Source organism: Gemmatimonadaceae bacterium (assembly GCA_035606695.1).
Lineage (GTDB): Bacteria > Gemmatimonadota > Gemmatimonadetes > Gemmatimonadales > Gemmatimonadaceae > JAQBQB01.
This window is the reverse complement of sequence record DATNEW010000021.1, coordinates 29151-51467: the sequence shown is the minus strand read 5'-3', so window position 1 is coordinate 51467 and position 22317 is coordinate 29151. Positions and strand designations below refer to the sequence as shown.

Here is a 22317-nt window from a genome sequence, read left to right as displayed (position 1 = left end):
ATTCATTCATTGTCGTCCTGCAGGTAGCGCGCGACGTCCGGGCGGTCGCGCATCTGCCGCATCAGGCGCTCGTTGAAGCGCTCCGCCGGATCGATGCCGCTGTACTTGAGCAAGTGATTCATCGCGATCACTTCCGCGATGACCGTGATGTTCTTTCCCGGATTCAACGGAACGCGCACCATCGGGATCTCGACGTCGAGGATCGTCGTCGACTCGGTATCCAATCCCGTGCGATCGACGGCCGCCTCCTGATCCCACGTCTCGAGCTGCACGACGACCTCGATACGCTTCTGCTGGCGCACGGCGCGGATGCCAAAGATCGAGGGAATGTCCACGAGGCCGACACCGCGAATCTCCATGTGGTGCCGCTGCAGCTCGTGCCCGCGACCGATCAGCACGTCGCTCCCCCGCCGCTGTACGAGCACGAGATCGTCCGCCACCAGCCGGTGGCCGCGCTCCACGAGATCCAGCACGCATTCGGATTTTCCAATACCACTTTTCCCAATGAACAAGAGGCCGACGCCGAACACGTCGGAGAGTGAGCCGTGAAGATTCGTCGACGGCGCGAACTCGTCCTCGAGCCACGGCTTGATGCGCGTGTAGAAGTCGTTCGTCTTGAGCTTCGTGCGAATGACGCTGATGCCCGCCTCGACCGCGAACGCGACGAGATCTTCGCCCGGCTCCTGTCCCTTGGTGACGAAGAGGCAAGGCATCGGGAACGAAAAAAAGGTCGAGAGGTGTTCGCGCCGCGTTTCCGGATCGAGCTGCTTGAGATACGTAATCTCGGTCTCGCCGAGGACCTGCAATCGCTCCGAGGGAAACCGCTTCACGTAACCCGCGAGCGCCAGTCCCGGACTCGAGACGTCCGGATTCTCGATGATGTTGTCCAGTCCGTTCGGTCCGGCCACGAGATCGAGTTGCAGCGGCCCCGCCATGCGTTCGAGCAATCGGCCGACGGTCAGTTTCGCCTTGGCACTCATGGTGTGTCGCCTCGTCCGACGATGCGCATCAAATGTCGCTCGGTCTCGAGCGCGGCGTTGTTCCAGGTGAAGCCTTCAGCGAACTGGCGCGCCTCGGCGCCCAACGTCGCGACGAGCTCGCGCGACTCGGCCAGCCGGCGCATGGCGGCGCCCATGGCGCCGGCGTCGCCGTGCGGAACGAGAAAGCCCGTGCGCCCGTCACGCACGGACTCGCGAATGCCAGGCGAGTTGGAGGCGACGACCGGCGTCGCGCAGGCGGCGGCTTCGAGATTGGTGATGCCCCATCCCTCCTTTGGCGAGGCGAACACCAACGCCCACGAACGGCGAAGCAGCGCGAGCTTGTCGGCCTCGGAGATGCGCCCAAGAAATCGCACGCGGCCGGTCAGGTCAAGCGAGGCGGCGAGCGATTCGAGCTCATCGCGGTAGTCGCCGGCGCCGGCGATCTCGAGCACCGCGTCGGCTACGTTCATCGCCGCGAACGCGCGAATGACGAGATGCACGCCTTTGTACTTCTTCAATCGCCCGAGATACGAAAATACGGGGCGCGGCGCGCGCTCGGCGGCGTTCGGCGTGTACGCCACGGTATCGATGCCGGGATAGATGACCTCGACCGATTGGCGCGGAATGCCGCGCGCCGCGAGATCGTCGGCCGTGCTCTCACTGATCGCCTCGAACGGAATGTCGCGGTAAGCGCGCCCGAGCGGACGCTCGGCGGTCCACACCGCGGCGGCGAGCGGCGCGGCGAGCTCGTGGAACGCCGTCGAGCCGAAGAGATGCGGCACCAGCGCGACCGTGCGACGTGCACCCCACCGCGGCGTATACAACGGGACCTTGTTGACGTCCTCGACGAGCACGTTCGGCCAGTTGTTTAGTATTCTCTTATAGTAGCGATGTGCTAAAAAAGGGAACGTGTGGCGCGTACCGACACGATAGACGGAAATTCCGTCCAGCGTCGCGCGCGGCGCGCTGTGCGGCCAGCCGCCGCAGAGCAGCCGCACCTCGTGGCCGCGTTTCGCGAGCCGGCCGAAGATCTCGTGCAGGTGAATCTCGGCGCCGCCGGCCTGCGGGTTCTCGCGATCCTGCCAGTTGACGAGCAGGATGCGCACTTACATCCGTCCCATGCGGCGCGCCAGCGCATCGAGCACGCCGTTGACGAACTTCGCGCTCTTCACCGTGCCGTATCGCTCGGCCAGGCGCACGGCTTCCTGAATGACGACCCGCGGCGGCGTCTCGCCCTGGCTCAGCTCGGCCGCGCCGAGCCGCAGCACGCAGCGGTCGATGACACCCAGGCGCTCGAGGCGCCAGTTCGTCGTGACGTCCGCCAGCTCCTCGTCGAGCGCGCGCTGCTCTTTCGTCAGGGTGCGCACGAGCGTGCCCGCGATTTTCCGCTCGTCGGGCGGCACCGAGAGATCGTCCCAGATTCTCGTCGCCACGCGCTCGAGCGGTTCGCTGCCGCGCAGATCCCAGGCATACAGCGCCTGCAGCACCCGCGCGCGGGCCCGCGTTTCAACTCTCGTCCGAGGCATCCAGTCGATCGAAGAGGTCCGCCATCTCGAGCGCCGCGAGCGCGGCATCCCAACCCTTGTTGCCGTGCGCGCCGCCGGCCCGTGCCTCGGCTTGTTCATCATTGTCGCACGTGAGCAGGCCGAACCCGATCGGCACGTCGAACTCCGCGCTCGCCTGCGCCAGCCCGCGCGACGCTTCGCCGGCGACGTAGTCGAAGTGCGGCGTGTCGCCGCGAATGACCGCACCGACTGCCACGAGCGCGTGATATCGCTCTGAGGCGAGCAAGCGGCGCACGGCAAGCGGCAGCTCCCAGGCGCCCGGCACCCATACGACGTCGACGTTGTCCGCCGACGCCCCATGCCGAACCAGCGCATCCAGCGCACCGTCCACGAGCCTTTCGACGATCGATTGATTGAATCGGCTCGCCACCACGGCGAAGCGGCGTTCTTCGCCCGAGGGCGTTCCGGAAAATTCGGCCATTACGATTATTTGTCGTTCCTCGCTTCGGCGCTACGCACCTTCGCTCGGAATTCCGCAGGTATGTCAGGAGGCGAGCAGGTGTCCGAGCTTGTCGCGCTTGGTCTTCATGTACCCCGCGTTCTCGTCGTGCGACGGCTGAACGATCGGTACGCGCTCGCCGAGTCCGATCCCGTACCCCTCGAGACCGACCATCTTGCGCGGATTGTTCGTGATCGGTCGAATGGATTTGACACCCAGGTCGAGCAGAATCTGCGCGCCGATCCCGTAGTTGCGGAGATCGGGCTTGAACCCGAGCTGCTCGTTGGCTTCGACCGTGTCGGCGCCTTTGTCCTGCAGCTCGTACGCCTTGAGCTTGTTGAGCAGCCCAATGCCCCGCCCTTCCTGATCGAGGTACACGATCACGCCGCGGCCTTCGCGCGCGATCATGTCCATCGCCGTGTCGAGCTGCCAGCCGCAATCGCAGCGCATGGAATGGAAGACGTCGCCCGTGAGACACTTCGAGTGCATGCGGACGAGCAGATTTTCACCGTCGTCGATTTCGCCGTAGACGAGCGCGACGTGTTCGTGCGCATCGACGTCGTTCTTGTAGCCGACGATGCGCCATGCGCCGAACTCGGTGGGCAAGCGTGCCTCGGCGACGCGATGCACGAGCCGCTCGTTCTTGAGGCGATACGCGACGAGTTGCGCCACGGTGATGAAGGTGATGCCGTGTTCGCCGGCGAATCGCTCGAGCTCCGGGCGCCGGGCCGCCGATCCGTCTTCATTCAAGATCTCGCAAATGACCCCGGCGGGCATCAGTCCGGCGAGCCGCGCGAGATCCACCGCGGCCTCGGTGTGCCCGACGCGCTGCAACACGCCGCCTTCGCGCGCCCGCAGCGGAAACACGTGGCCGCCGTGGCGGAAGTCGGACGGCACCGCGGCCGCGTCGACCGCCGCGAGAATGGTCGTCGCGCGATCCTGCGCGCTGATGCCGGTCGACACGCCGAAGCGCGGCGAGGCGTCGATGCTGACCGTGTACGCCGTGCGGTATTCATCCGGATTCGTCTCGCTCATCTGCGCCAGACGCAGCACGTCCACGCGATCGCCGGTCAGGGCGAGGCAGATCAGCCCGCCCGCCTTCTTGATCATGAAGTTGATCATCTCGGCCGACACGAGCTGCGCCGCGCAGATCAGATCTCCTTCGTTCTCGCGATCCTCGTCGTCCGCGACGATGACGAACTTTCCGTCGCGCACATCGGCGATCGCCTGCTCTATCGTGCTGAAAGCCATAGAAGTTTCCTAAATCCGAAATTCTGAATTCGCACTGAGAAGGCGCTGCACGTACTTCCCCAGCATGTCCGCTTCGACGTGTACGCCGTCGCCCGCCTCGAGGTCGCCCAACGTCGTGTGGCGCAACGTGTAGTCAATCAGCGAGAGTTGAAGCACCCGCGGTGCCGGCAGATCGTTGACCGTGAGACTCACTCCGTCGATCGCCACGGAGCCGTGCAATATCATAAGCTCAGCCAGTCCCGGCGGCAGAGCAAGATCGATCAGCACCGCGTCGCCATGCGTGCGAACGTTCTCGACCGACGCGACGCCGTCGACGTGCCCTTGCACGAGATGGCCCCCCAATCGATCGCCAAGCCGCATGGCGCGCTCGAGGTTGACACGCCGGCCCGTGTCCCAGGCGCCGACCGTCGTGCGCTCGAGCGTCGTCGCGACCGCCGCGACAGTGAACCAGCCCGAGCCGTGCTCGCGCACGGTCAGGCACGCGCCGTTCACCGCGATGCTCTCACCGTCGCTCAACTCGTCGTAGCGGCAGCGAATCCGGAACTCCCGGCCGGCGTCGACCGACGACACCTGCTCGATGGTTCCAACGTCATCGATCAACCCCGTGAACACGGCACCTCGTGGAGCGCGTACGTCGTCATCACGTCGTCGCCGAATTGCGCTCGCGCAATCACGGGCCGCTCGGCGAGCGACGACTCGAATCCCTCGGGCGCATGAGCGAACGCGCGCGGCGCGTCGCATCCGAGCTCGAGCGATGAGCGAAAGATAACGAGGCGATCCACGAGGTCTTCCCGCAGCAGCGATCCCGCGATGCGCGCCCCGCCCTCGACGAACAGCGAGCGAATGTCCCGGGCGCGCAGCATCTCGAGCGATTCGTGCAAGGACGGCGCGAGCAACACCGTGGCGCCTGTTTCCTCTGCCATCGCCAATCGGTCGACGGGCACCGCACTCAGCCGGCCGATCAGGATCGTTTCCACTTCGCGCGCGGTGCGCATGAGTGCCGACGTGCGCGGCGTGCGCAGTGTGGAATCGAAGACGACGCGCAGCGGGGCGCGGCGCGGCGAACGTACGTCGCGCGCGGTCAGCAAGGGATCGTCGGCGATGACGGTGTTGACGCCGACGGCGATCGCATCCGCGTTCGCCCGCAGGCGATGAACCTCCGCTCGGGCGTCCGGTCCGGTGATCCAGCGATGCGCGCCGCTCGGATCTGCGATGGCACCGTCGGCCGACAGCGCAAGCTTGAGCGTGATCCAGGGCCGGCGACTCGAGAGCGCGTTGAAGAACGCCGCGTTCAATTCCATCGCCTCGTCACGCAGCAGCCCGATTTCCACCGTCACGCCCGCGCGCCGCAAGCGCGACGCGCCGCCGCGCGCGACGAGACTGGGATCCGGCGACGCGATGACGACGCGCGAGATACCGGCCGCGATCACGGCATCGGCGCAGGGCGGCGTCTTTCCAAAGTGCGCACAGGGCTCGAGCGTGACGTACAGCGTCGCGCCGCGCGCACGCTCGCCGGCCTCGCGCAGCGCCTGTGCCTCGGCGTGCGCCTCGCCGTATCGCGCGTGATACGCCTCGCCGACGACGACACCGCCGGCAACGACGACGGCGCCGACCATCGGGTTCGGCGCCGTCTGTCCCCAGCCTTCGCGCGCCAGCGTGAGCGCGCGGCGCATGTGCGCCATGTCATGCGCATCGGGCCCGCGGACATCCGAGCGGGCTGCGGGCCCGGTCATGATTGCGTGATTACCAGGCGAAGCGCAGTCCGACCGACCCGTACGTGCGCGAGTCGTCCGCCTTGCCGCTGCTGAAGGTATTCGTCGTCGTGATGGCGCTCGCCGGGCTCGCGCCGCTCACCTGCCCGCCTTCGATCACGAGCTTGAAGATCGGCAGGTTCAACGAGAGATCGAGGAACAGGTTCGTGCGCGTCACATCCTGAGCGAGCGAAATGTTCGGGATCGTCACGTTGCCTGACTGCACCGGGAACCCGTTCACGGTGACCGACTGGCTCTTCACCGTGCCGCCGACCGTCGTCGACATGTCGTACTTGTCCTGGCCCACGCCGCCGGCGAGCCCAAACACGATAAAGCTCTTGCTCGCAACCAAGCGCCATGCGCTCGTCTTCACGTCGGCATTCGTCACCTGAATGTTCACCTGGCTCGAGTTGCCGACGATGTCCGTCGTCGGCAGATCGCGCTTGATGTACGTGACGGCAACACCGGGCAGCACCAGCGACTCCTGAATGATTCCGATGCGCGCGCCGTAGCCCCACTTGATGCTCGTCTGCGGCTTGATGCTCACGTCGCTCGTCGAATCACCAATCGTCGGCACATACGCCACGCTGACCAATGCATCGATGCCGCCGACGTTCGTCAGCCCGAGCGGAATGCCCTTGAAGAGTCCGAACGCGCCGTCCACGACAGGAAGACCGAGGATGTTCTTCTTGCTTGGCAGCGGTTCCGGCGCGGGATTCGTCTGGTTCCGCGGCGCCGGGAATTGCTGCACCTGCGGCAGATCGCCGCTGAACACGTTGCCGCGAATGCCGACCGAGAAATGTCCCAGGCCGCCCATCGCGCCGCCCTGGCCGAGCGTCGCGTTACCACCCGCGAGCGCAACGCCGAGTTGCGGCGCCATCATCTGGAACAGATCGACGCCCTGCAGACATGCGTCATGCACGAGATTGGCCTGCGCACCCGATACGGTGTTCGGATTGCCACCCACGGGACAGTTGTTCGCCTGCGCCGAGCCAACGCTCGATAGCGCGATGACGCCTACGCCTGCGGCGACGAGGTGTTTCTTCATTCCCTTCTCCCCTAGTTGAGTAGAACCTGGCCGGAACCGCGCTGCACCCGGCCCATGACCCAGGCGCCGATTTGCCGCGCACGCGCGGATTCGATGACTTGAGACGCACGAACCTCGGGAAGGATCACGACCATCCCGACACCCATGTTGAACGTCCGGAACATTTCGTGGCGTTCGACCTGGCCTGCTCGCGCGAGCTGCTCGAACAGATTGGGAATCTTCCAGGTTCCCGTATCAACGGCGGCGTCCAGGTTGGAGGGCAGCGCCCGGTTGAGATTCCCGGGCAGGCCACCGCCGGTAATGTGTGCCATTGCATGAACGTGAGACAACACCGGGCTCAGCGCGGCGAGGTACGAGCGATGGATCGTGAGCAACACCCCGGCAGTCGTGCGCGAGTCACCAGGGAACGGGTCATTCACGCCTAACTTCATGCGTTCATTGACGATACGACGCGCCAGCGAATAGCCGTTGGTATGCAACCCGCTGCTTTCCAGACCCACGAGCACATCCCCCTCCCGAACCCGTTCCGGACCCAAAATGGCGTCCTCATCCACATAACCGACGATGAACCCCGCCAAGTCGTAATCCGGCGCGGTGTATACCCCCGGCATCTCTGCGGTCTCGCCACCGAGCAACGCACATCCATTCTCACGACACCCGGCGGCGACTCCCGCCACGACGCCTTCGACCACGGAAGGCACCAATTCCGCGAACGCGACGTAATCCAGGAAAAAGAGCGGCCGCGCCCCCTGCACGAGGATGTCGTTCACGCAGTGGTTCACCAGATCGTGGCCGACGGTGTCGTGCGTTCCGGCCTCGATGGCAACCTTGAGCTTCGTGCCGACGCCGTCGGCGCTCGACACGAGAACGGGCTTCGGCACATCGGTCGGCACGCGAAACATGCCGCCGAAGCCGCCAAACGCACCGCGCGCGCCGGCCGTGAGCGTCGACAGCACATGTGACTTGATGCGATGCTTGGCATCGTCCGCGGCATCGATGTCGACGCCGGCGGTGCGATAGTCGAGCGGCCCAGACGTTCCCGCACCCGGTATGCTGGCGCCCGTGTCGCTCATGCCAGATCTTGCTCGAACGACACGAGCTGGTAGATGTCCGCAACGCGTTTGCGCACGTCATCACCGTTGATCTCGAGCAGGCGATCGACGGAAAACTTCTCGACCGCGAATGAGCCCATCGCCGAGCCGTACACGACGGCTCGGCGCAGGCTGGCTTCCGACAAGTCACCCGTCCGGGCGAGATAGCCCATGAAGCCGCCGGCGAAGGAATCACCGGCGCCGGTGGGGTCGAACACCGATTCGAGCGGATACGCCGGCGCGAAGAAGATGCTCGACTGCGTGAACATGAACGCGCCGTGCTCTCCCTTCTTGATCACGACGAACTTGGGGCCGTGATTCATGATCCAGCGCGCCGCCTTCACGAGATTGAATTCCTCGGTGAGCTGCCGCGCCTCGGCGTCGTTGAGCGTGATGAGATCGACGCGCTCGAGCAGCTTCATGAGATCAGGGCGCCGGCTCTCGATCCAGAAATTCATCGTGTCGCACGCCACGAGCTTGGGCTTGTTGACCTGTGTCAACACGTCGAGTTGCAGGCGCGGGTCGATGTTGCCGAGAAACACGAACGGCGCGTTGCGGAACTGATCGGGAATCTTCGGACGGAAGTTCGAGAACACGCCAAGGTGTGTCTCGAGCGTCTCCGCGACGTTGAGGTCGTGGCGATAGCGTCCACGCCAGCGGAACGAAGCCCCGTCAGCCTGCTCCACGCCTGTGAGATCGATCGGACGCGACGCGAACTTCGCCCTGAGGTCGGCGATCGGATAATCGTTGCCGATCACGCCGACGAGCTGCACGGGCGAGAGATGACTCGCCGACGCCGAAAAGAAATTGCCCGATCCGCCGAGCACGTTGTCGGCTTTGCCGAATGGCGTCTCGACCGAGTCGAGAGCGACGGATCCTACGCAGAGGACGGTCATTTGCTGGAGGAGAGAGTCATTCCGAGGAGCGAAGCGACGAGGAATCTAGCATCCCGCTAGAGCGGCGTCCCTCTGACCGACATGGCAGATCCCTCGCCACGCTCGGGATGACATTCACATCCGTTCCGGCGCGGTGATCCCCAACACCGCCAGCCCATTCTTCAACACCAGCTTCGACGCGCGCGCGAGCACGAGCCGCGCGCGCATGATCTGATCGGGTTCGCCGAGGACGTGCGCCTTGTGATACCACAGGTGCGCCTTCCCCGCCGTGTCGTGCAGATACGTCGCGACGCGGTGCGGCTCCAACGCCTCGGCCGCGCCGGCGACGAGCGACGGATAATCGAGCAGCGCCTTGATCAGCTCCTGCTCTTCCGGCAGCGTGAGCACCGAGAGGTCGGCGTCCACACCCGTCACACTCTCGGCGTCGATCTCGCCGACGCGAAAGATGCCCGACATGCGCGCGTGCGCCATCTGGATGTAGTACACCGGATTCTCATCGGACTGCGAGCGCGCGACGTCGACGTCGAACACGAGCTGCGAGTCGCCTTTGCGCATGAGGAAAAAGTAGCGCACCGCATCGCGGCCCACCTCGTCGATCAGATCGCGCACCGTGACATAGCTGCCGGCGCGCTTGGAGATCTTCACCTCTTCCCCGCCGCGTATCACCGTCACCATCTGATGCAGCACGTATTCCGGATACCCCGGCGGAATGCCCATGTCGAGCGCCTGCAGGCCGACCCGCACGCGCGTCACCGTACTGTGATGATCGGCACCCTGCACGTTGATCGCGCGCGCGAAGCCTCGCTCCCACTTCGTCACGTGGTACGCGACGTCCGGCAGGAAGTAGGTCGGCTCACCGCCCTTCTCGGCGCTCCGCCGCATGACGCGATCCTTGTCATCGCCAAAGTCGGTGGTCTTGAGCCACAGCGCGCCATCCTTCTCGTAGGTGTGACCCGCCGCGACGAGGCGCTCGATCGTGGCCGTCACGCGCCCTTCGGCGTACAGCGACGACTCGAGGAAGTAGACGTCGAACTTGACGCCGAACGCCTGCATGTCGCGATCCTGCTCCTTACGCAACTCACGCACGGCGAAGCGGCGCACGGCGTCGAGGTCGTCGGCGTTCGGATCGGACGAGTGCTCGTCGATGTACCGTTGTGCCAGATCTCTAATATAGTCGCCGAGGTAGCCGTTCTCCGGGAACGGAATGTCCTGGCCGCCAAGCTGCCGCACGCGCGCCTGCACGCTGAACGCGAGATTCATGATCTGCGCGCCGGCGTCGTTGTAATAGAACTCTCGCGTGACCTTCCAGCCCGTCGCGGCCAACAGCGACGAAATCGCGTCGCCGAGCGCGGCTTGCCGGCCGTGTCCAACGTGCAGCGGCCCGGTGGGATTCGCCGATACGAACTCGATGTTCACCGGACACTGTTGGCCCGCGTTCGACCGGCCGTACGCATCACCCGCGTTGATGAGCGCGCGCAGGCCTTCCGCGAACACGTCCGACGCGACGCGGAAATTGATGAACCCGGGCCCCGCGATTTCGGCGCTCCGAATTCCGGCGCGCATGTGATCGAGACGTTCGACGATCGCGGCCGCCAGATCGCGCGGCTTCAGGCCGAGCGGCTTGGCCAACACCATGGCGAGATTCGTCGCCCAGTCGCCGAACGACGGATCGCGCGGCCGCTCGATGATGGGCTCGACGTCCGCGGGCGCACCCAGCGATTGCGCGGCTCGTACGAGCTCCGCGCGCAGTTGATCGGTGCCGTCCACTATTCGCCGGCCTTCGAGTTTTTCGGCGCGGGCTTGTCGGCCGGCTTGGCGTCCGACGACTTCGACTCGGCGGATTTGCTTTCGCTCTTTGCCTCGCCTTTCGATTCGCTCTTGCCCTCGCTCTTCGAGTCGCTCTTCGACTCGCTCGCCGAATCGCCGCCGGACGAATCGCTCTTGCTCGACGGCTGGGCGTCGCCGCCCTTGCGATGTGCGTTCTTGCCGTAATCCGTCAGGTAGAAGCCCGAGCCCTTGAACACCAGCCCCGCGCCCGCCGACATCCGCCGCTCGGCGATTTTTCCGCATTCAGGACACGCCACTTCCGTGGCGGCGTCGCTGATCTTGCGAAAGAAACGCTCGAACTCGTGGCCTTCGGGGCAGCGATACTCGTAAGTCGGCATTCGGCTGGGACTTAGACGGTGGGAGTGGAAGTCAAAAGTTAGTTCTGACCCAGCGGCCGTTCAAGGCATCAGGCCGGCCGATACGTGCCCCACGTCTCGCGCAGCGTGTCGGCGATCTCCCCGACACTCGCCCGCGCACGCGCCGCATCGACGATCATCTCCATCAGCGGCGGGCGTTCGCCGTCCGCCTTCGCGTAGCAGCGGCTGGCCTCACGCAACCGATCGAGCGTTTCGGCGACGCGTGCAGAATCGCGCTGTTGCTTCACGGCGTTCAAGCGCGCGACCTGCTCGCGCTCGAGCGCGCTGAAATTGGGCGCCGGAATGAGCGGCGGCTCCTTGCCGTCCGAGAACTTGTTGACGCCGACGATGACGGTCTCGCCTGCCTCCACGCGCATCTGGTACTCGTAGGCGCTGCGCGCGATCTCCTCCTGAAAGAACGACGCGCCGATCGCTTTCGCGGCGCCGCCCAGCTCATCGACCCTGGCGATCAGTGCGTTTGCCTGCCGTTCGAGCTCGTTCGTCAGGTGCTCGACGTAGTAGCTGCCGGCGAGCGGATCGGCGGTGAGCGCGGCGCCGGATTCGTGCGCGACGATCTGCTGCGTGCGGAGCGCCAGCGTCGCGGCCTGCTCCGTCGGCAGCGCGAGCGCCTCGTCGTACCCGTTCGTGTGCAGCGATTGCGTGCCGCCGAGGACCGCGGCGAGCGCCTGCACCGTGACGCGCACGACGTTGTTGAGCGGCTGTTGCGCCTGGAGCGTCACGCCGCCGGTCTGGGTGTGGAATCGTAACCGCGCGCTCGCATCGCCGGCGCCGAAACGTTCGCGCATGAAGCGGGCGTAGATGCGCCGCGCCGCGCGAAACTTGGCGACCTCTTCGAACAGGTCGTTGTGCGCCGCGAAGAAGAACGACAGGCGCGGCGCGAACCGGTCGACGGGCAGCCCCGCGCCGATCGCCCGTCCCACATATTCGATCGCATTTGCAAACGTGAATGCCAATTCTTGAATAGCGGTCGCGCCGGCCTCGCGAATGTGATAGCCGGAGATCGAGATCGGATTCCAGTTCGGCACCTCGTCCGCGCAGAAGCGGAACACCTCCGCGATCAGCGCCAGGCTCGGCTCGGGGGGATAGATGTACGTGCCGCGCGCGATGTATTCCTTGAGGATGTCGTTCTGAATCGTGCCGCTCAACCTGTCGCGCGAAATGCCGCGCTCCTCCGCGACGACGATGTACATCGCCAACAGCGTGGACGCCGTCGCGTTGATGGTCATCGACGTCGACACCTTGTCGAGCGGAATGCCGTCGAGCAGCGTATGCATGTCGTCGACGGTGTCGATCGCCACACCGACGCGTCCGACTTCCCCGAGGGCGCGCGATGAGTCGGAGTCGATGCCCATCTGCGTCGGCAAGTCGAACGCAACGCTTAAGCCTGTCTGCCCCGCGTCCAGCAACAGATGGAATCGCCGGTTCGTCTCGGCGGCCGTGCCGAACCCCGCGTACTGCCGCATGGTCCACAGGCGGCCGCGGTACATCGTGGGCTGCACGCCACGCGTGAATGGAAACGCGCCGGGATCGGCCAGGTCGCGCGCGTAATCGAGCGCCGCGTCGTCAGGGCGATACACCGGCGCGATCGGCACGCCGGAAGGAGAAGTTTTGGAGTCGTCGGGCATGGCGACCGGAAATTAACGCGGCGTGCGTCATCCTGAGCGAGTGAGCGCAGCGAGCGAGTCGAAGGACCCCCTTCTCGGCGGAGCGCTGCGTGGAGCTCCTCCGTCGGGACGGGGGTCCCTCGACTTCGGCGCTTCGCGCCTTCGCTCGGGATGACAGCGGGGGGTCCGCGATGCGCGCCTTCGCTCGGGATGACAGCGCCGTTACGTCAGCGCCAACTCCGCCTTCTGCGCGAGCGTCCGCTGCGCCAGCTCTACCTCGCTCTTGCTCCCGATATAGAGCGGCGTCCGCTGATGCAACTCCGTCGGCGTCACGTCGAGAATGCGCTGCGATCCATCGCACGCCGCGCCGCCCGCCTGCTCCACGATGAACGCCAGCGGATTTGCCTCATACAGCAACCGCAGCTTGCCGTTCGGCGACTTGCGGCTCGATGGATACGCGAAGATGCCGCCGCCGAGCAGGTTGCGATGGAAGTCGGCGACGAGCGAGCCGACGTAGCGCGTGCTCAGCGCCTTGTGATCGTTGTCGAGGCCTTTGTACTTGCGCATCACCGTGCGAACGTTGTCGTCCCAGTGCTGCTCATATGAATCGTTAACCGACAAATACCGCCCGTTTTCCGGAATGCGAATGTTCGGATGCGAGAGCAGGAATTCGCCAATGGACGGGTCGAGCGTGAAGCCGTGCGCGCCCTGCCCGGTCGTGTACACCATCATCGTGCTCGAGCCGTAGATGACGTACCCCGCGGCCACCTGGCGCCGCCCCGGCTGCAGCATGTCCTCGAGCTCTCCATGGCGGCCGCGCGTGATCTTGCGGACGACGGAGAAGATCGTTCCGACGGGCACGTTCACGTCGATGTTCGACGATCCGTCGAGCGGGTCGAAGAGCAGACAATACTTGCCGCACTTGAAGTGCTCGGGAATCTGAATGATGCCCGGCTCCTCTTCCGACGCCATGGCGCACAGGCGGCCGCCGTGGTCCATCGCCTTGACGATGATCTCATTCGAGAGAATGTCGAGCTTCTGCTGCACCTCTCCCTGCACGTTCTCGAGGTCGGCCGAACCAAGGATGTCGGCGAGGCCCGCGCTGCGCACCTTGTTGGCGATCATCTTCGCCGCGAGCGCCAGGTCGTAGAGAATGCCCGAAAGCTCGCCCGTCGCTTCCGGGTGATTGCGTTCCTCTTCGATGATGAATCGCTCGATCGTGACGACCGACGTCGCTGTGTGTTTGACCACGCTAGTTCATCCGTTCAGGGTGTCGTCGTGGGCGCGCAGCCGCGCCGCCGCGTATTCGCGCGCATCGACCTCGAAGCGATTCCTAACATAGCCGCGCCGTAGCGACTCCCACAGATAGCGCAGCGGAAAGGCCGTGCTCGCCTCAAACTGATCGACGTGTCGTAATTCGTGCAAGAGCAATTCGACTGACGGACTGACGCCGGGCGCAAGCCAGATGGTGTGCCACAGCGTAATGGCCGACACCGTACGCTGTCCCAAGCACCAGCCGCCGACCCGCACCGGCAAGCCGCCGCGACGCCACCGCGCGCGCCGCAGTTCCGGAAAGCGCGCGGTCACATGCTCGGGCAAGCAATCCGGCTCTCCGATCAACGCGTGCCCAACGAGTTCGAGCGCGGCGGCAACTCCCATTCGTCTCCGGCGGCATCGATGAGAATTCGATCGCCGTCCGTTCGAACGACGATGGTGCCGAGATGATCCGTACGCAGAACCTGGGCCCCGGCGCCTTGCGCGGCCAGGCGGTGCATCACGGACGGCGTCGGCAGGTGATAGCTGTTTCCCGCGCCGACGGAGACCAGCGCGAGGCGAGGCGTGACGGCCGTGAGGAACTCCGGCGAGCTGCTCGTGCTGCTGCCGTGATGCCCGACCTTCAGAATGTCAGCATGCAACGCATCACGTTCATGCGCGAGCAGCCACTCCTCTTCCGGCCGCTCGGCGTCGCCCATCATGAGCATGCGCACCGCGCCGTACTGCACCAGCACGATCACGCTCGCGAGGTTCGGGTCGACGAGATGTGCAGTCCACGCGGAATCGGGCGCGAGAATGCGCAGCGACACGCCGTCGATCGTCGCGGTGTCGCCGGGATGCGCGCGCTGCCAACGAACGCCAACGTCTCGCGCCGCGGAGAGCGACGCGCGATAGGACTCCGCCGGCCCGGGAAATCCCGCGTCGACATAGATGCGCGGACGCAGTACCTGGAGCACGGTCGCGGCGCCGCCGACATGATCGGTGTGCGGATGACTCAGAATGAATTCATCGACGTCGCCACCGCGAAGGCCGATGTACGGAACGACGGTCGACCGACCGGCGTCGCCACCGCGCCACGCGCGGCCCGCGTCGACGACGATCCAATGACCGTGCGGCGTGTGCAGTGCGATCGCATCGCCCTGCCCAACATCGATCATATGAATTTCGAAGAGCCCCGCGCGCGACGGCGCGAACGGCAGCCACGCCAACGTCGTCGCGGCGACAGCGGCCAATGTCGCCGGACGCCGCCACTCCCGTGATGCACACGCGACGATCACACACGCCGACATCGCCGCCGCGATCACCGCCGCCGCAGCACTCGGCGCCACGCCGACGCTCGCCCACGGAATCGACGCGGAGAGAGTGGCGACGCCGTTCAGGCCGGCGAGCAACGGGTGCGCCGCGTCCGCGATGTAGTGCGCGACGGGCGCGATCGGCGACACCAGCAGCCCGGCGAGAATCATCGGCTGCGCGAGCGCGATCAGCGGCGTCGCCACGAGATTGCTGAGCGGCGCGATGAGACTCACGCGCCCAAACGCCAACGCGACGATCGGCGCCGAACCAATCGTCGCCACCGTGGTGCCGAGGAGTGTCAACGCGGCCGCTTTCGGAAACGGCCGCCAGCGATGGAGCCCAAGCCGCCTGCCCAACATTCCCGCCGCGATCATGGACGACACGCCGACGACGCTGAGCTGATAGCCAACCTCCAGCACGACGCGCGCATCGAGCACCGCGTGCGCCGCGCCGAGTGCGACGATGGCCCAGCGCGAGGTCGGTCGCTGCATGAGGCGCGTCGCGAGGAGCACGCTCAGCATGGTCGCCGAGCGAACCGCTGGCACCGGCGCGCCGATGATGGCGACGTAGACGACGATGGCGCCGATCGTCGCGATGCTCGACGTTCGGCGCGAGACGCCAAGCAGCTCGAGCAGAATCGAGAACGCGAGTCCAATGATGCCGATGTGCAGGCCGGCGATGGCAAGGATGTGCGCCAAGCCCGCGGCGGCGAATCGGTCGCGCACCTCGGGCGCGATCTCGTGGCGATCGGCGATCAGCAGCGCGCGTACGAGCGGTGCGTCCGAGCCGAAGGTGTCATCGATCGCGTGCCCGGCAGCAGCGCGGAGTCGGTTGAGCAGGCCGGGTCGATTCGCGCTCGCCATTGCGATGGACGCATGCTGCAGCACCACACCGCGATCGCCGCGCAGTGCGATGCCGTGCACCGTCGCGTGACTGCCCTCCATCGCCTCGCCGCTGACGATCGATATCGATATCGTCGCGCCGCATCCGTCCACCCCGGCGCGCACGAATGCTCCAGGCGACGCGTCACCCTGAAGCACCACGTCGGCGCTGCCGGTCTCCTGTACCGCACGCAGGCAATTGGCGTCGGCACGCACGGCGGCCTGCGCCATGAACACGCCGGCGAGACACGCGGCGACGAGACCGGCGATCGCCGTTCGCGCATGAATGACGCCGGCGAGCGCCGACGCAGCCAGCGCGACACCAATGAGCAGGGGCGCCGCCGAAAAGCCGGCGTAGAGTCCCGCGATGTATGCGCCGAGCGCCCAGGCGACGAGAGGCATCGTCGCGAGAGGATACCGTGCGCGGGCGCGGCGGATGCCATCGATCCACCGCGCGGCGGATCATTTCACCACACAACGCATGTCATCCTGAGCGAAGGCGCGCAGCGCCGCAGTCGAAGGACCCCCGTCCCGGCGGAGGAGTCTCATGCCGCGCTCCGCTGAGACAGGGGTCCTTCGCTCCACTCAGGATGACCGCGGAGTGAGGGGAGTCCGCCGACTTTAGGGAAGTTTAGGGAAGTCTAAAGACGTCGATGACGCCGCTCGTCTGATGCGAGTTCGCGTTCCCCTCCGGCACCATCACCATGCGATCGACCACGATCGGACTGTTCCAATGCCCGGATCCCATCGTGAGCCGCGCGACCTGGTTGCCACCACGCGCCGTGTAGATGCGCAGGCTTCCACCCGGGTCGTACACGAACACCAATCCGCCCGCCACGACCGGACTCGTCCCGGAATTGCCGTTCCGCCAGACCGACGTCAGCTGGCCGCCGGACAGCTTCCAGGCCTGCGTACCGCCGCCGTCGGCCGCGAACACCCACGTGCCGTCGCTCGCGCGCCAGACGGCCGGCGCGGTGAAGAGCGCATTGCCGGACGGGGTCGACAGCAGCTGCACTTCGCCGCCGGAATTCGCGACGGTTCCCCGCATGTCCGACCACTTCAATACGCGGATGTGTCCGTCCTTGCCGCCCTGCGCCACGAGCCCGCCGCCGAGCAGCACGGGCGACGTCGAGCCGAGGTCCGCGTCGGTGTTATTGAGTGTTTGTGTATTAGCAGGTGTATAATTGCCGATGAGATGCGTGGCGTTCGCGTCGAGCGCGAGCACCGCGTCGCCCCAATTGGTGAGCCCATCCCAGCGCGCGTTGCCGGTGGTGACGTAGATCTCGCCCGTCGCGGAATCGATCACCGCGCCGGCGCGACCCCAGATCGCGGACCCGCTCTGGCTGCACGAGCTCGGAGTGAGCAGGCCGGCCCGGTCGCTGCACAGCGAATTCCAGGTATGCAGCACCCCGCCGTTCGATGCGTCGAGCACCGAGACATGGCCCTGATACGGCGCCGCGTCGCCGATGTAGCCGCCCGTCACCGCGATGACGTGCCCGCGATCGAAGTTGAGCGGCGACGCGATCTTCTCGCGCGCCGGCAACGTCGTGATCGGCGTCGTCCATACGACGCGCCCATCCGCGACAGCGAGCTTGCGAATGGAGCCGTCCGGCGACGCCGCGTAGATGAACTGGCGCGACGGATCGGCGACCGGCGTGGTCGTCGTGATCTGCGCACTGCCCGCGAACGACGAGTACCCCGGCGGCGTGAATTCCCAGAGCGTCGTGCCGCTCGACGCATCGATCGCCACGGTCTTTCCGTACGTCGTCGTCACGAACAGGACGTCATGCGACGCGCCGGCGACCGTCACGCCGTGAAGAAAAATCGCGGCGGCGTCGACGGTGCCGTCGATCGAGATCTGCGTCCGCGTGAGCGACGCGGCGTTCGTCGAATCGATCGCGATCGAATCAGGTGAGGCGCTCGAACGGCCAACGTCGAAGCCGAATCGCGTCCAATCGTGCGCGCTCAGAGCCGCCGTAACGGGTGGCGGCGAGGTGGTCGTCGAATCATGCGCCGTCGCGGCGATCGACGTGCGATCGCAGGCCGTCGCAGCAACTGTCGCCGTAAGCGTCGCCAGTCCGATCAGCGCACGCGCCACACGCACGACGAGTCGCGCGCCCACGTCCTTATCCCGCCATGGGCAGCGGCTGGCGCTCACGTTCACGGACGATCTGCCCGGTGAACGTGGACCCCGTCGTCCCCGACAGCTCGACGTTGAGGTACTGGCCGAGCATGCTCGCGTCGCCCGGCACGAGCACCGTTCGGAAGTCGCGCGTGCGCGTCATCACGAGGTCGCCGCCGCGCCGCGCTTCGCGCTCGACGAGCACTTCGACGCGCCGGCCGAGCTGGTGCATGTTCGCCGCGCGCGAGTTGGATCGGATCGTCTCGACGAGCCGGGCGAGCCGCTCGCTCGCGACCTCGTCGCTCACCGTCAGCTCGGCCGGCATGCGCGTGGCCGGCGTGCCGTCGCGCGGCGAGAACTTGAATGTGAATCCGTCCATGAAGCCGACCTCGCGTACCACCTCGAGCGTTTCCTCGAAGTCGGCTTCCGTTTCGCCGGGGAAGCCGACGATGACGTCGGTCGTGACGGACAAACCCGGAATCGCGGCGCGCAGTCTCTCGACGCACGCGAGGTACTCTTCGCGCGTGTAGCGGCGGAGCATGCGCTTGAGAATGCGCGACGAGCCCGACTGCATCGGCAGATGCACGTGCTCGCACACGGCGTCGACGTCGGCCATGGCGTCGATCACGCGATCGGAGAAGTCGTTCGGATGCGGGCTGGTGAATCGAAGGCGGCGAACACCGTCGACCTGGCCGATCGCGTGCAATAGATCCGCGAAATCATTAGTACCATCGTGATACGAATTCACCGTCTGCCCGAGCAGCACGATCTCCGACATCCCGGCCGCGACGACGTCATTCGCTTCGCGGACGACGTCCGCCAGCTTGCGGCTGCGTTCCGGACCGCGCGTCGTCGGCACGATGCAATACGTGCAGCGGTAATCACAGCCGCGCTGCACGGGAATCCACGCCTTGACCTTGTCGAAGCGGCGCGGCTCGAAGTCCTCGTAGTGCTCCTCGAGATCGAAGGTCGTGGCGGTCGTTCGTTCACCGCGGCGCGCGCCATCGATGAGCGCCGGCAGCGCGCGATACCCGTCGGGGCCAATCACGACGCTCACGTGCTTCGCCTTCTTCAGGAGCTCGGGACCGAGGCGCTGCGCCATGCATCCCGTGACGCCGACGATCGCGCCGGGCTTCATGTTGCGTTTGAGCTCGCCCAGCCGCCCGATGACGCGCTGTTCGGCGTGGTCGCGGATCGCGCAGGTGTTCACCAGAATGACGTCGGCGCCGTCGGGCTGCTCGACGGCGTCATAGCCGTGCGCGGCGAGCTTTCCGAGCATGAGCTCGGAGTCGCTCACGTTCATCTGGCAGCCGTAGGTCTCGACGTAAACGGTGGGGCGCGGGTCGGTCATCGGGATCGAAAGCGACAAGGCGGGTGAATCTTGTAAGATAGCGCGCGGCGACGGGTAACGCGCCTTACCGCCAATAGATCCGCTGCAACCGCGGCTACCGCGGCGACACGGCCAGCGCGCACGACTCCTCCACCGCAACCAGCGCCCCGCCGCGTTCCACGAGCCGCGCCGCGAATCGCTCGTTTCGTCCACGTGACATGTCGTCGAGCGCGACGGTCAGGAAGTCTTCCGTCATTCCCGACTTCGCGCCACCCTCGCCGATGACGATCACGTCGGCGCACCCTCCAACGCGCAACGCGCGATGGGCCGACGCCTTTGCTTCTCCGATCGCGCGAAGCTCCGTCGCCCGTTCGAGCACCGCGTGCGACGACACGCGATCCGGCAGTCGCTCGGCCGCCGTCCCCGGTCGCAGCGAGTACGGAAACACGTGCAGATAGGTGAACGGCAGCCGCGCGACGAGCGCTTTCGTCGCGGCGTGATCGGTCTCGGTCTCGCCCGGGAATCCGGCGATGACGTCCGCGCCGATTCCAAGAATCGGCACACGCTCGGCCAAGCGCTCGAGTGCGGCGGAATAAGTAGCAGAAGTATACCAATTGCGCCCCATCCGGCGCAGCAGTCGATCAGAGCCCGTCTGCACGGGCGCGTGCACGTACGGCGCAACGCGGCGCGGCTCGCCCGACATCAGCTCGACCAGCGCGGCATCGAGCTCGGTCGCCTCGATCGACGACAAGCGGAAGCGAACATCGGGCACGTCGCGCACGAGCCGCTGCATGAGCGCCCCCAGCGAAGTCCCGGCGTCGCGGCCGTACGTCCCGATGTGAATTCCCGTAATGACGATTTCTGAATGCCACTCCGCAAGCACCAGGGCTTCGCGCACCAACTCATCTGCTGCTCGGCTGCGATTCGCGCCGCGTGCGAGCGTCGTCGCGCAGAACGTGCAATGCTCGTCGCAACCGTCCTGCACGCGAAGCAGCGCGCGCGTGCCAGCCTGGCGGCGGGTGAGCGTGGTCGCCGGCGCGCGTAGCTCGAGCGCCGCGGCGATGCGCGGCAGATCCGCGCCGCCAACAACATGCTCGACCGTCGGCAGCGATCGCGCGCGCAACGCGGGCGCGCGGTCGTCGTCGAGCGCGGCGGCGCAACCCATGACGAGCGTGCGAAGCGACGGCTTCGATCGCGCCGCCCGACGAACCAGCTTCCGCAACTCCGCCTCGGCATCCGCGGTGACCGCGCAGCTGTTGAACACCGCGACGTCCGCGTCCGCGGGCGACGAAACGATCGCGTGCCCACTCGCTTCGACGAGCTCGCGAACCGCTTCGGTATCGTAGTGGTTCGCCCGGCACCCAAGGGTGCGCAGGTACACCTTCACGCCGGCACGGCGCCGCTCGACGTCACGCGCACCTCGCGGTGCGCGGGCTTGATCGGCATGGAAAAGTGGAAGGCGCTTCCCTTGCCTTCGCCGGCGCTCTGCACCCAGATCCGCCCGCCGTGCGCGTCGACGACCAGCTTGCAGAAGGCGAGGCCCAGTCCCGAGCTGCGTGTGCGCGGAATGCTCGGATTCTTCACGCGTTCAAACTTCCTGAATATCACTTCGTGATACTCGGCCGGAATGCCCGGGCCGTTGTCGGCGACCGTGAACAGAATCGCGTCGCCGTCGCGGCGGGCCGACAGCGTCAGCGTCACCGCGCTCGCCGAGTGCGTCAACGAGTTCGATACCAGGTTGCCGATGACGCGCTTGAGCAGGCCCTTGTCGGCCTCGAACACCGTGGCGTCGTCCGAGACGTCGATCGTGGCGTGCGCACCTTCCTGCTGGAAGCGCAGCGCCCACTCGTTGACGATCTCGTTGAGCAGCGCCGCGGGAGCGATCGGTTGCAGGTCGAGCGTCATCGTCGCTTCCTCGATGCGCGCCACCTCCAGCAAATCCTCGATCAGCGCGAGCAGATCTTCGGCCTTGCCTTCGACGTCGCCCAGCGCGCGGCGCTGCTCGTCAGCCAACGCGCCAAAGTCGCCGTCGATGAGCATTTCGGTCGTCGCGAGCACGGAGGTGAGCGGCGTCTTGAGATCGTGCACGATCATCTTCATCAGGTCGTCGCGCATCTTCTCCGCTTCGCGCAGCTTGCGTAGCGTATCCTCCAGCGAGTCGGTCGCCGCCTTGAGCTTGAGCAGGCTCCGGACACGCGCGCCGAGCACCAGGCGGTTATGCGGCTTGGTGAGGAAGTCGTCGCCGCCGGCCTCGATCGCCTTCACGCGGTCCGTCGTGTCGTTCAGCGCCGTGACGAAGATGACGGGAATGCTCTTCGTGCGCGGATCACGCTTGATGCGCCGGCACACCTCGAACCCCGTCGAGCGGTCGTCGACCCCGAGATCGCCGGCCGGCATCGAGACGTCGAGGATCGCGAGATCGGGGCGATGCTCGAAACAGGCCGCGAGCGCCGATGGGCCGTCGTGGGCGGCGATGGCGCGAAATCCGAGCACGTGCAGCTGGTCGAAGAGCAACTCCACGTTCGCTTCGACGTCGTCGGCGACGAGAATCGTTGGCGCGTTGGGCGGGAGCTCGGATTGTTCCACG

The 22317-nt window shown here is 66.1% G+C and carries 20 protein-coding genes; all 20 read right to left on the bottom strand.

Going from position 1 to position 22317, the window contains the following annotated elements; all coding sequences use genetic code 11:
• Positions 1-2: 2 nt before the first annotated feature.
• A complete protein-coding gene (gene hprK / locus VN706_09335; GenBank protein ID HXT15822.1) occupies positions 3-980 on the bottom strand; it encodes an HPr(Ser) kinase/phosphatase in 978 nt (325 codons plus the stop codon).
• Positions 977-2086: a glycosyltransferase family 4 protein gene (locus VN706_09330; GenBank protein HXT15821.1), complete on the bottom strand. Its 1110-nt coding sequence runs from the start codon at positions 2084-2086 to the stop codon at positions 977-979. The genes hprK and VN706_09330 overlap by 4 nt, the downstream gene beginning before the upstream one ends.
• Entirely contained in the window at positions 2087-2506 is a 420-nt protein-coding gene (gene nusB, locus VN706_09325) for a transcription antitermination factor NusB (GenBank protein HXT15820.1), read from the bottom strand. It lies immediately after the preceding gene.
• Entirely contained in the window at positions 2487-2966 is a 480-nt protein-coding gene (gene ribH / locus VN706_09320) for a 6,7-dimethyl-8-ribityllumazine synthase (GenBank protein HXT15819.1), read from the bottom strand. The genes nusB and ribH overlap by 20 nt, the downstream gene beginning before the upstream one ends.
• A 63-nt stretch (positions 2967-3029) precedes the next feature.
• On the bottom strand, positions 3030-4235 hold the full coding sequence (locus VN706_09315) for a bifunctional 3,4-dihydroxy-2-butanone-4-phosphate synthase/GTP cyclohydrolase II (protein ID HXT15818.1): 1206 nt from the start codon (positions 4233-4235) through the stop codon (positions 3030-3032).
• Between the two features lie 9 nt (positions 4236-4244).
• On the bottom strand, positions 4245-4847 hold the full coding sequence (locus VN706_09310) for a riboflavin synthase (protein HXT15817.1): 603 nt from the start codon (positions 4845-4847) through the stop codon (positions 4245-4247).
• Positions 4832-5917, bottom strand: a complete 1086-nt coding sequence (gene ribD, locus VN706_09305; GenBank protein ID HXT15816.1) for a bifunctional diaminohydroxyphosphoribosylaminopyrimidine deaminase/5-amino-6-(5-phosphoribosylamino)uracil reductase RibD — start codon at positions 5915-5917, stop codon at positions 4832-4834. The genes VN706_09310 and ribD overlap by 16 nt, the downstream gene beginning before the upstream one ends.
• A gap of 61 nt (positions 5918-5978) precedes the next feature.
• Entirely contained in the window at positions 5979-7034 is a 1056-nt protein-coding gene (locus VN706_09300) for a hypothetical protein (GenBank protein ID HXT15815.1), read from the bottom strand.
• 11 nt (positions 7035-7045) lie between these two features.
• A complete protein-coding gene (gene purM / locus VN706_09295; GenBank protein ID HXT15814.1) occupies positions 7046-8107 on the bottom strand; it encodes a phosphoribosylformylglycinamidine cyclo-ligase in 1062 nt (353 codons plus the stop codon).
• Positions 8104-9021 carry a PfkB family carbohydrate kinase gene (locus tag VN706_09290; protein ID HXT15813.1) on the bottom strand — a complete coding sequence of 306 codons (918 nt, stop codon included), beginning with the start codon at positions 9019-9021 and terminating at the stop codon, positions 8104-8106. The genes purM and VN706_09290 overlap by 4 nt, the downstream gene beginning before the upstream one ends.
• Before the next feature lie 114 nt (positions 9022-9135).
• Positions 9136-10788 carry an arginine--tRNA ligase gene (argS, locus tag VN706_09285; GenBank protein ID HXT15812.1) on the bottom strand — a complete coding sequence of 551 codons (1653 nt, stop codon included), beginning with the start codon at positions 10786-10788 and terminating at the stop codon, positions 9136-9138.
• Positions 10788-11186: a zinc ribbon domain-containing protein gene (locus tag VN706_09280; GenBank protein HXT15811.1), complete on the bottom strand. Its 399-nt coding sequence runs from the start codon at positions 11184-11186 to the stop codon at positions 10788-10790. The genes argS and VN706_09280 overlap by 1 nt, the downstream gene beginning before the upstream one ends.
• Positions 11187-11254: 68 nt before the next feature.
• Complete coding sequence (locus VN706_09275; protein ID HXT15810.1) at positions 11255-12850, bottom strand: methylmalonyl-CoA mutase family protein; 1596 nt, start codon at positions 12848-12850, stop codon at positions 11255-11257.
• A 201-nt stretch (positions 12851-13051) separates the two neighbouring features.
• Positions 13052-14080 carry a class 1 fructose-bisphosphatase gene (gene fbp / locus VN706_09270; protein ID HXT15809.1) on the bottom strand — a complete coding sequence of 343 codons (1029 nt, stop codon included), beginning with the start codon at positions 14078-14080 and terminating at the stop codon, positions 13052-13054.
• A 6-nt stretch (positions 14081-14086) separates the two neighbouring features.
• Entirely contained in the window at positions 14087-14428 is a 342-nt protein-coding gene (locus VN706_09265) for a hypothetical protein (protein HXT15808.1), read from the bottom strand.
• Positions 14429-14445: 17 nt separating this feature from the next.
• Positions 14446-16680 carry a DNA internalization-related competence protein ComEC/Rec2 gene (locus VN706_09260; protein HXT15807.1) on the bottom strand — a complete coding sequence of 745 codons (2235 nt, stop codon included), beginning with the start codon at positions 16678-16680 and terminating at the stop codon, positions 14446-14448.
• 229 nt (positions 16681-16909) lie between these two features.
• Positions 16910-18400, bottom strand: a complete 1491-nt coding sequence (locus tag VN706_09255; GenBank protein ID HXT15806.1) for a PQQ-binding-like beta-propeller repeat protein — start codon at positions 18398-18400, stop codon at positions 16910-16912.
• 4 nt (positions 18401-18404) lie between these two features.
• A complete protein-coding gene (gene miaB, locus VN706_09250; protein ID HXT15805.1) occupies positions 18405-19751 on the bottom strand; it encodes a tRNA (N6-isopentenyl adenosine(37)-C2)-methylthiotransferase MiaB in 1347 nt (448 codons plus the stop codon).
• Positions 19752-19845: 94 nt separating this feature from the next.
• Complete coding sequence (locus tag VN706_09245; GenBank protein HXT15804.1) at positions 19846-21111, bottom strand: MiaB/RimO family radical SAM methylthiotransferase; 1266 nt, start codon at positions 21109-21111, stop codon at positions 19846-19848.
• Positions 21112-21113: 2 nt separating this feature from the next.
• Positions 21114-22316, bottom strand: a complete 1203-nt coding sequence (locus tag VN706_09240; GenBank protein ID HXT15803.1) for an ATP-binding protein — start codon at positions 22314-22316, stop codon at positions 21114-21116.
• Position 22317 lies beyond the last annotated feature (1 nt).

Excerpts from the sequence above, each read along its gene's own strand:
- hprK (HXT15822.1), bottom strand. The coding sequence starts at position 980 with ATGAGTGCCAAGGCGAAACTGACCGTCGGCCGATTGCTCGAACGCATG.
- VN706_09290 (HXT15813.1), bottom strand. The coding sequence starts at position 9,021 with ATGACCGTCCTCTGCGTAGGATCCGTCGCTCTCGACTCGGTCGAGACG.
- VN706_09280 (HXT15811.1), bottom strand. The coding sequence starts at position 11,186 with ATGCCGACTTACGAGTATCGCTGCCCCGAAGGCCACGAGTTCGAGCGT.
- ribH (HXT15819.1), bottom strand. The coding sequence starts at position 2,966 with ATGGCCGAATTTTCCGGAACGCCCTCGGGCGAAGAACGCCGCTTCGCC.
- miaB (HXT15805.1), bottom strand. The coding sequence starts at position 19,751 with ATGACCGACCCGCGCCCCACCGTTTACGTCGAGACCTACGGCTGCCAG.
- VN706_09315 (HXT15818.1), bottom strand. The coding sequence starts at position 4,235 with ATGGCTTTCAGCACGATAGAGCAGGCGATCGCCGATGTGCGCGACGGA.
- ribD (HXT15816.1), bottom strand. The coding sequence starts at position 5,917 with ATGGCGCACATGCGCCGCGCGCTCACGCTGGCGCGCGAAGGCTGGGGA.
- nusB (HXT15820.1), bottom strand. The coding sequence starts at position 2,506 with ATGCCTCGGACGAGAGTTGAAACGCGGGCCCGCGCGCGGGTGCTGCAG.
- VN706_09300 (HXT15815.1), bottom strand. The coding sequence starts at position 7,034 with ATGAAGAAACACCTCGTCGCCGCAGGCGTAGGCGTCATCGCGCTATCG.
- VN706_09260 (HXT15807.1), bottom strand. The coding sequence starts at position 16,680 with ATGCCTCTCGTCGCCTGGGCGCTCGGCGCATACATCGCGGGACTCTAC.
- VN706_09275 (HXT15810.1), bottom strand. The coding sequence starts at position 12,850 with ATGCCCGACGACTCCAAAACTTCTCCTTCCGGCGTGCCGATCGCGCCG.
- purM (HXT15814.1), bottom strand. The coding sequence starts at position 8,107 with ATGAGCGACACGGGCGCCAGCATACCGGGTGCGGGAACGTCTGGGCCG.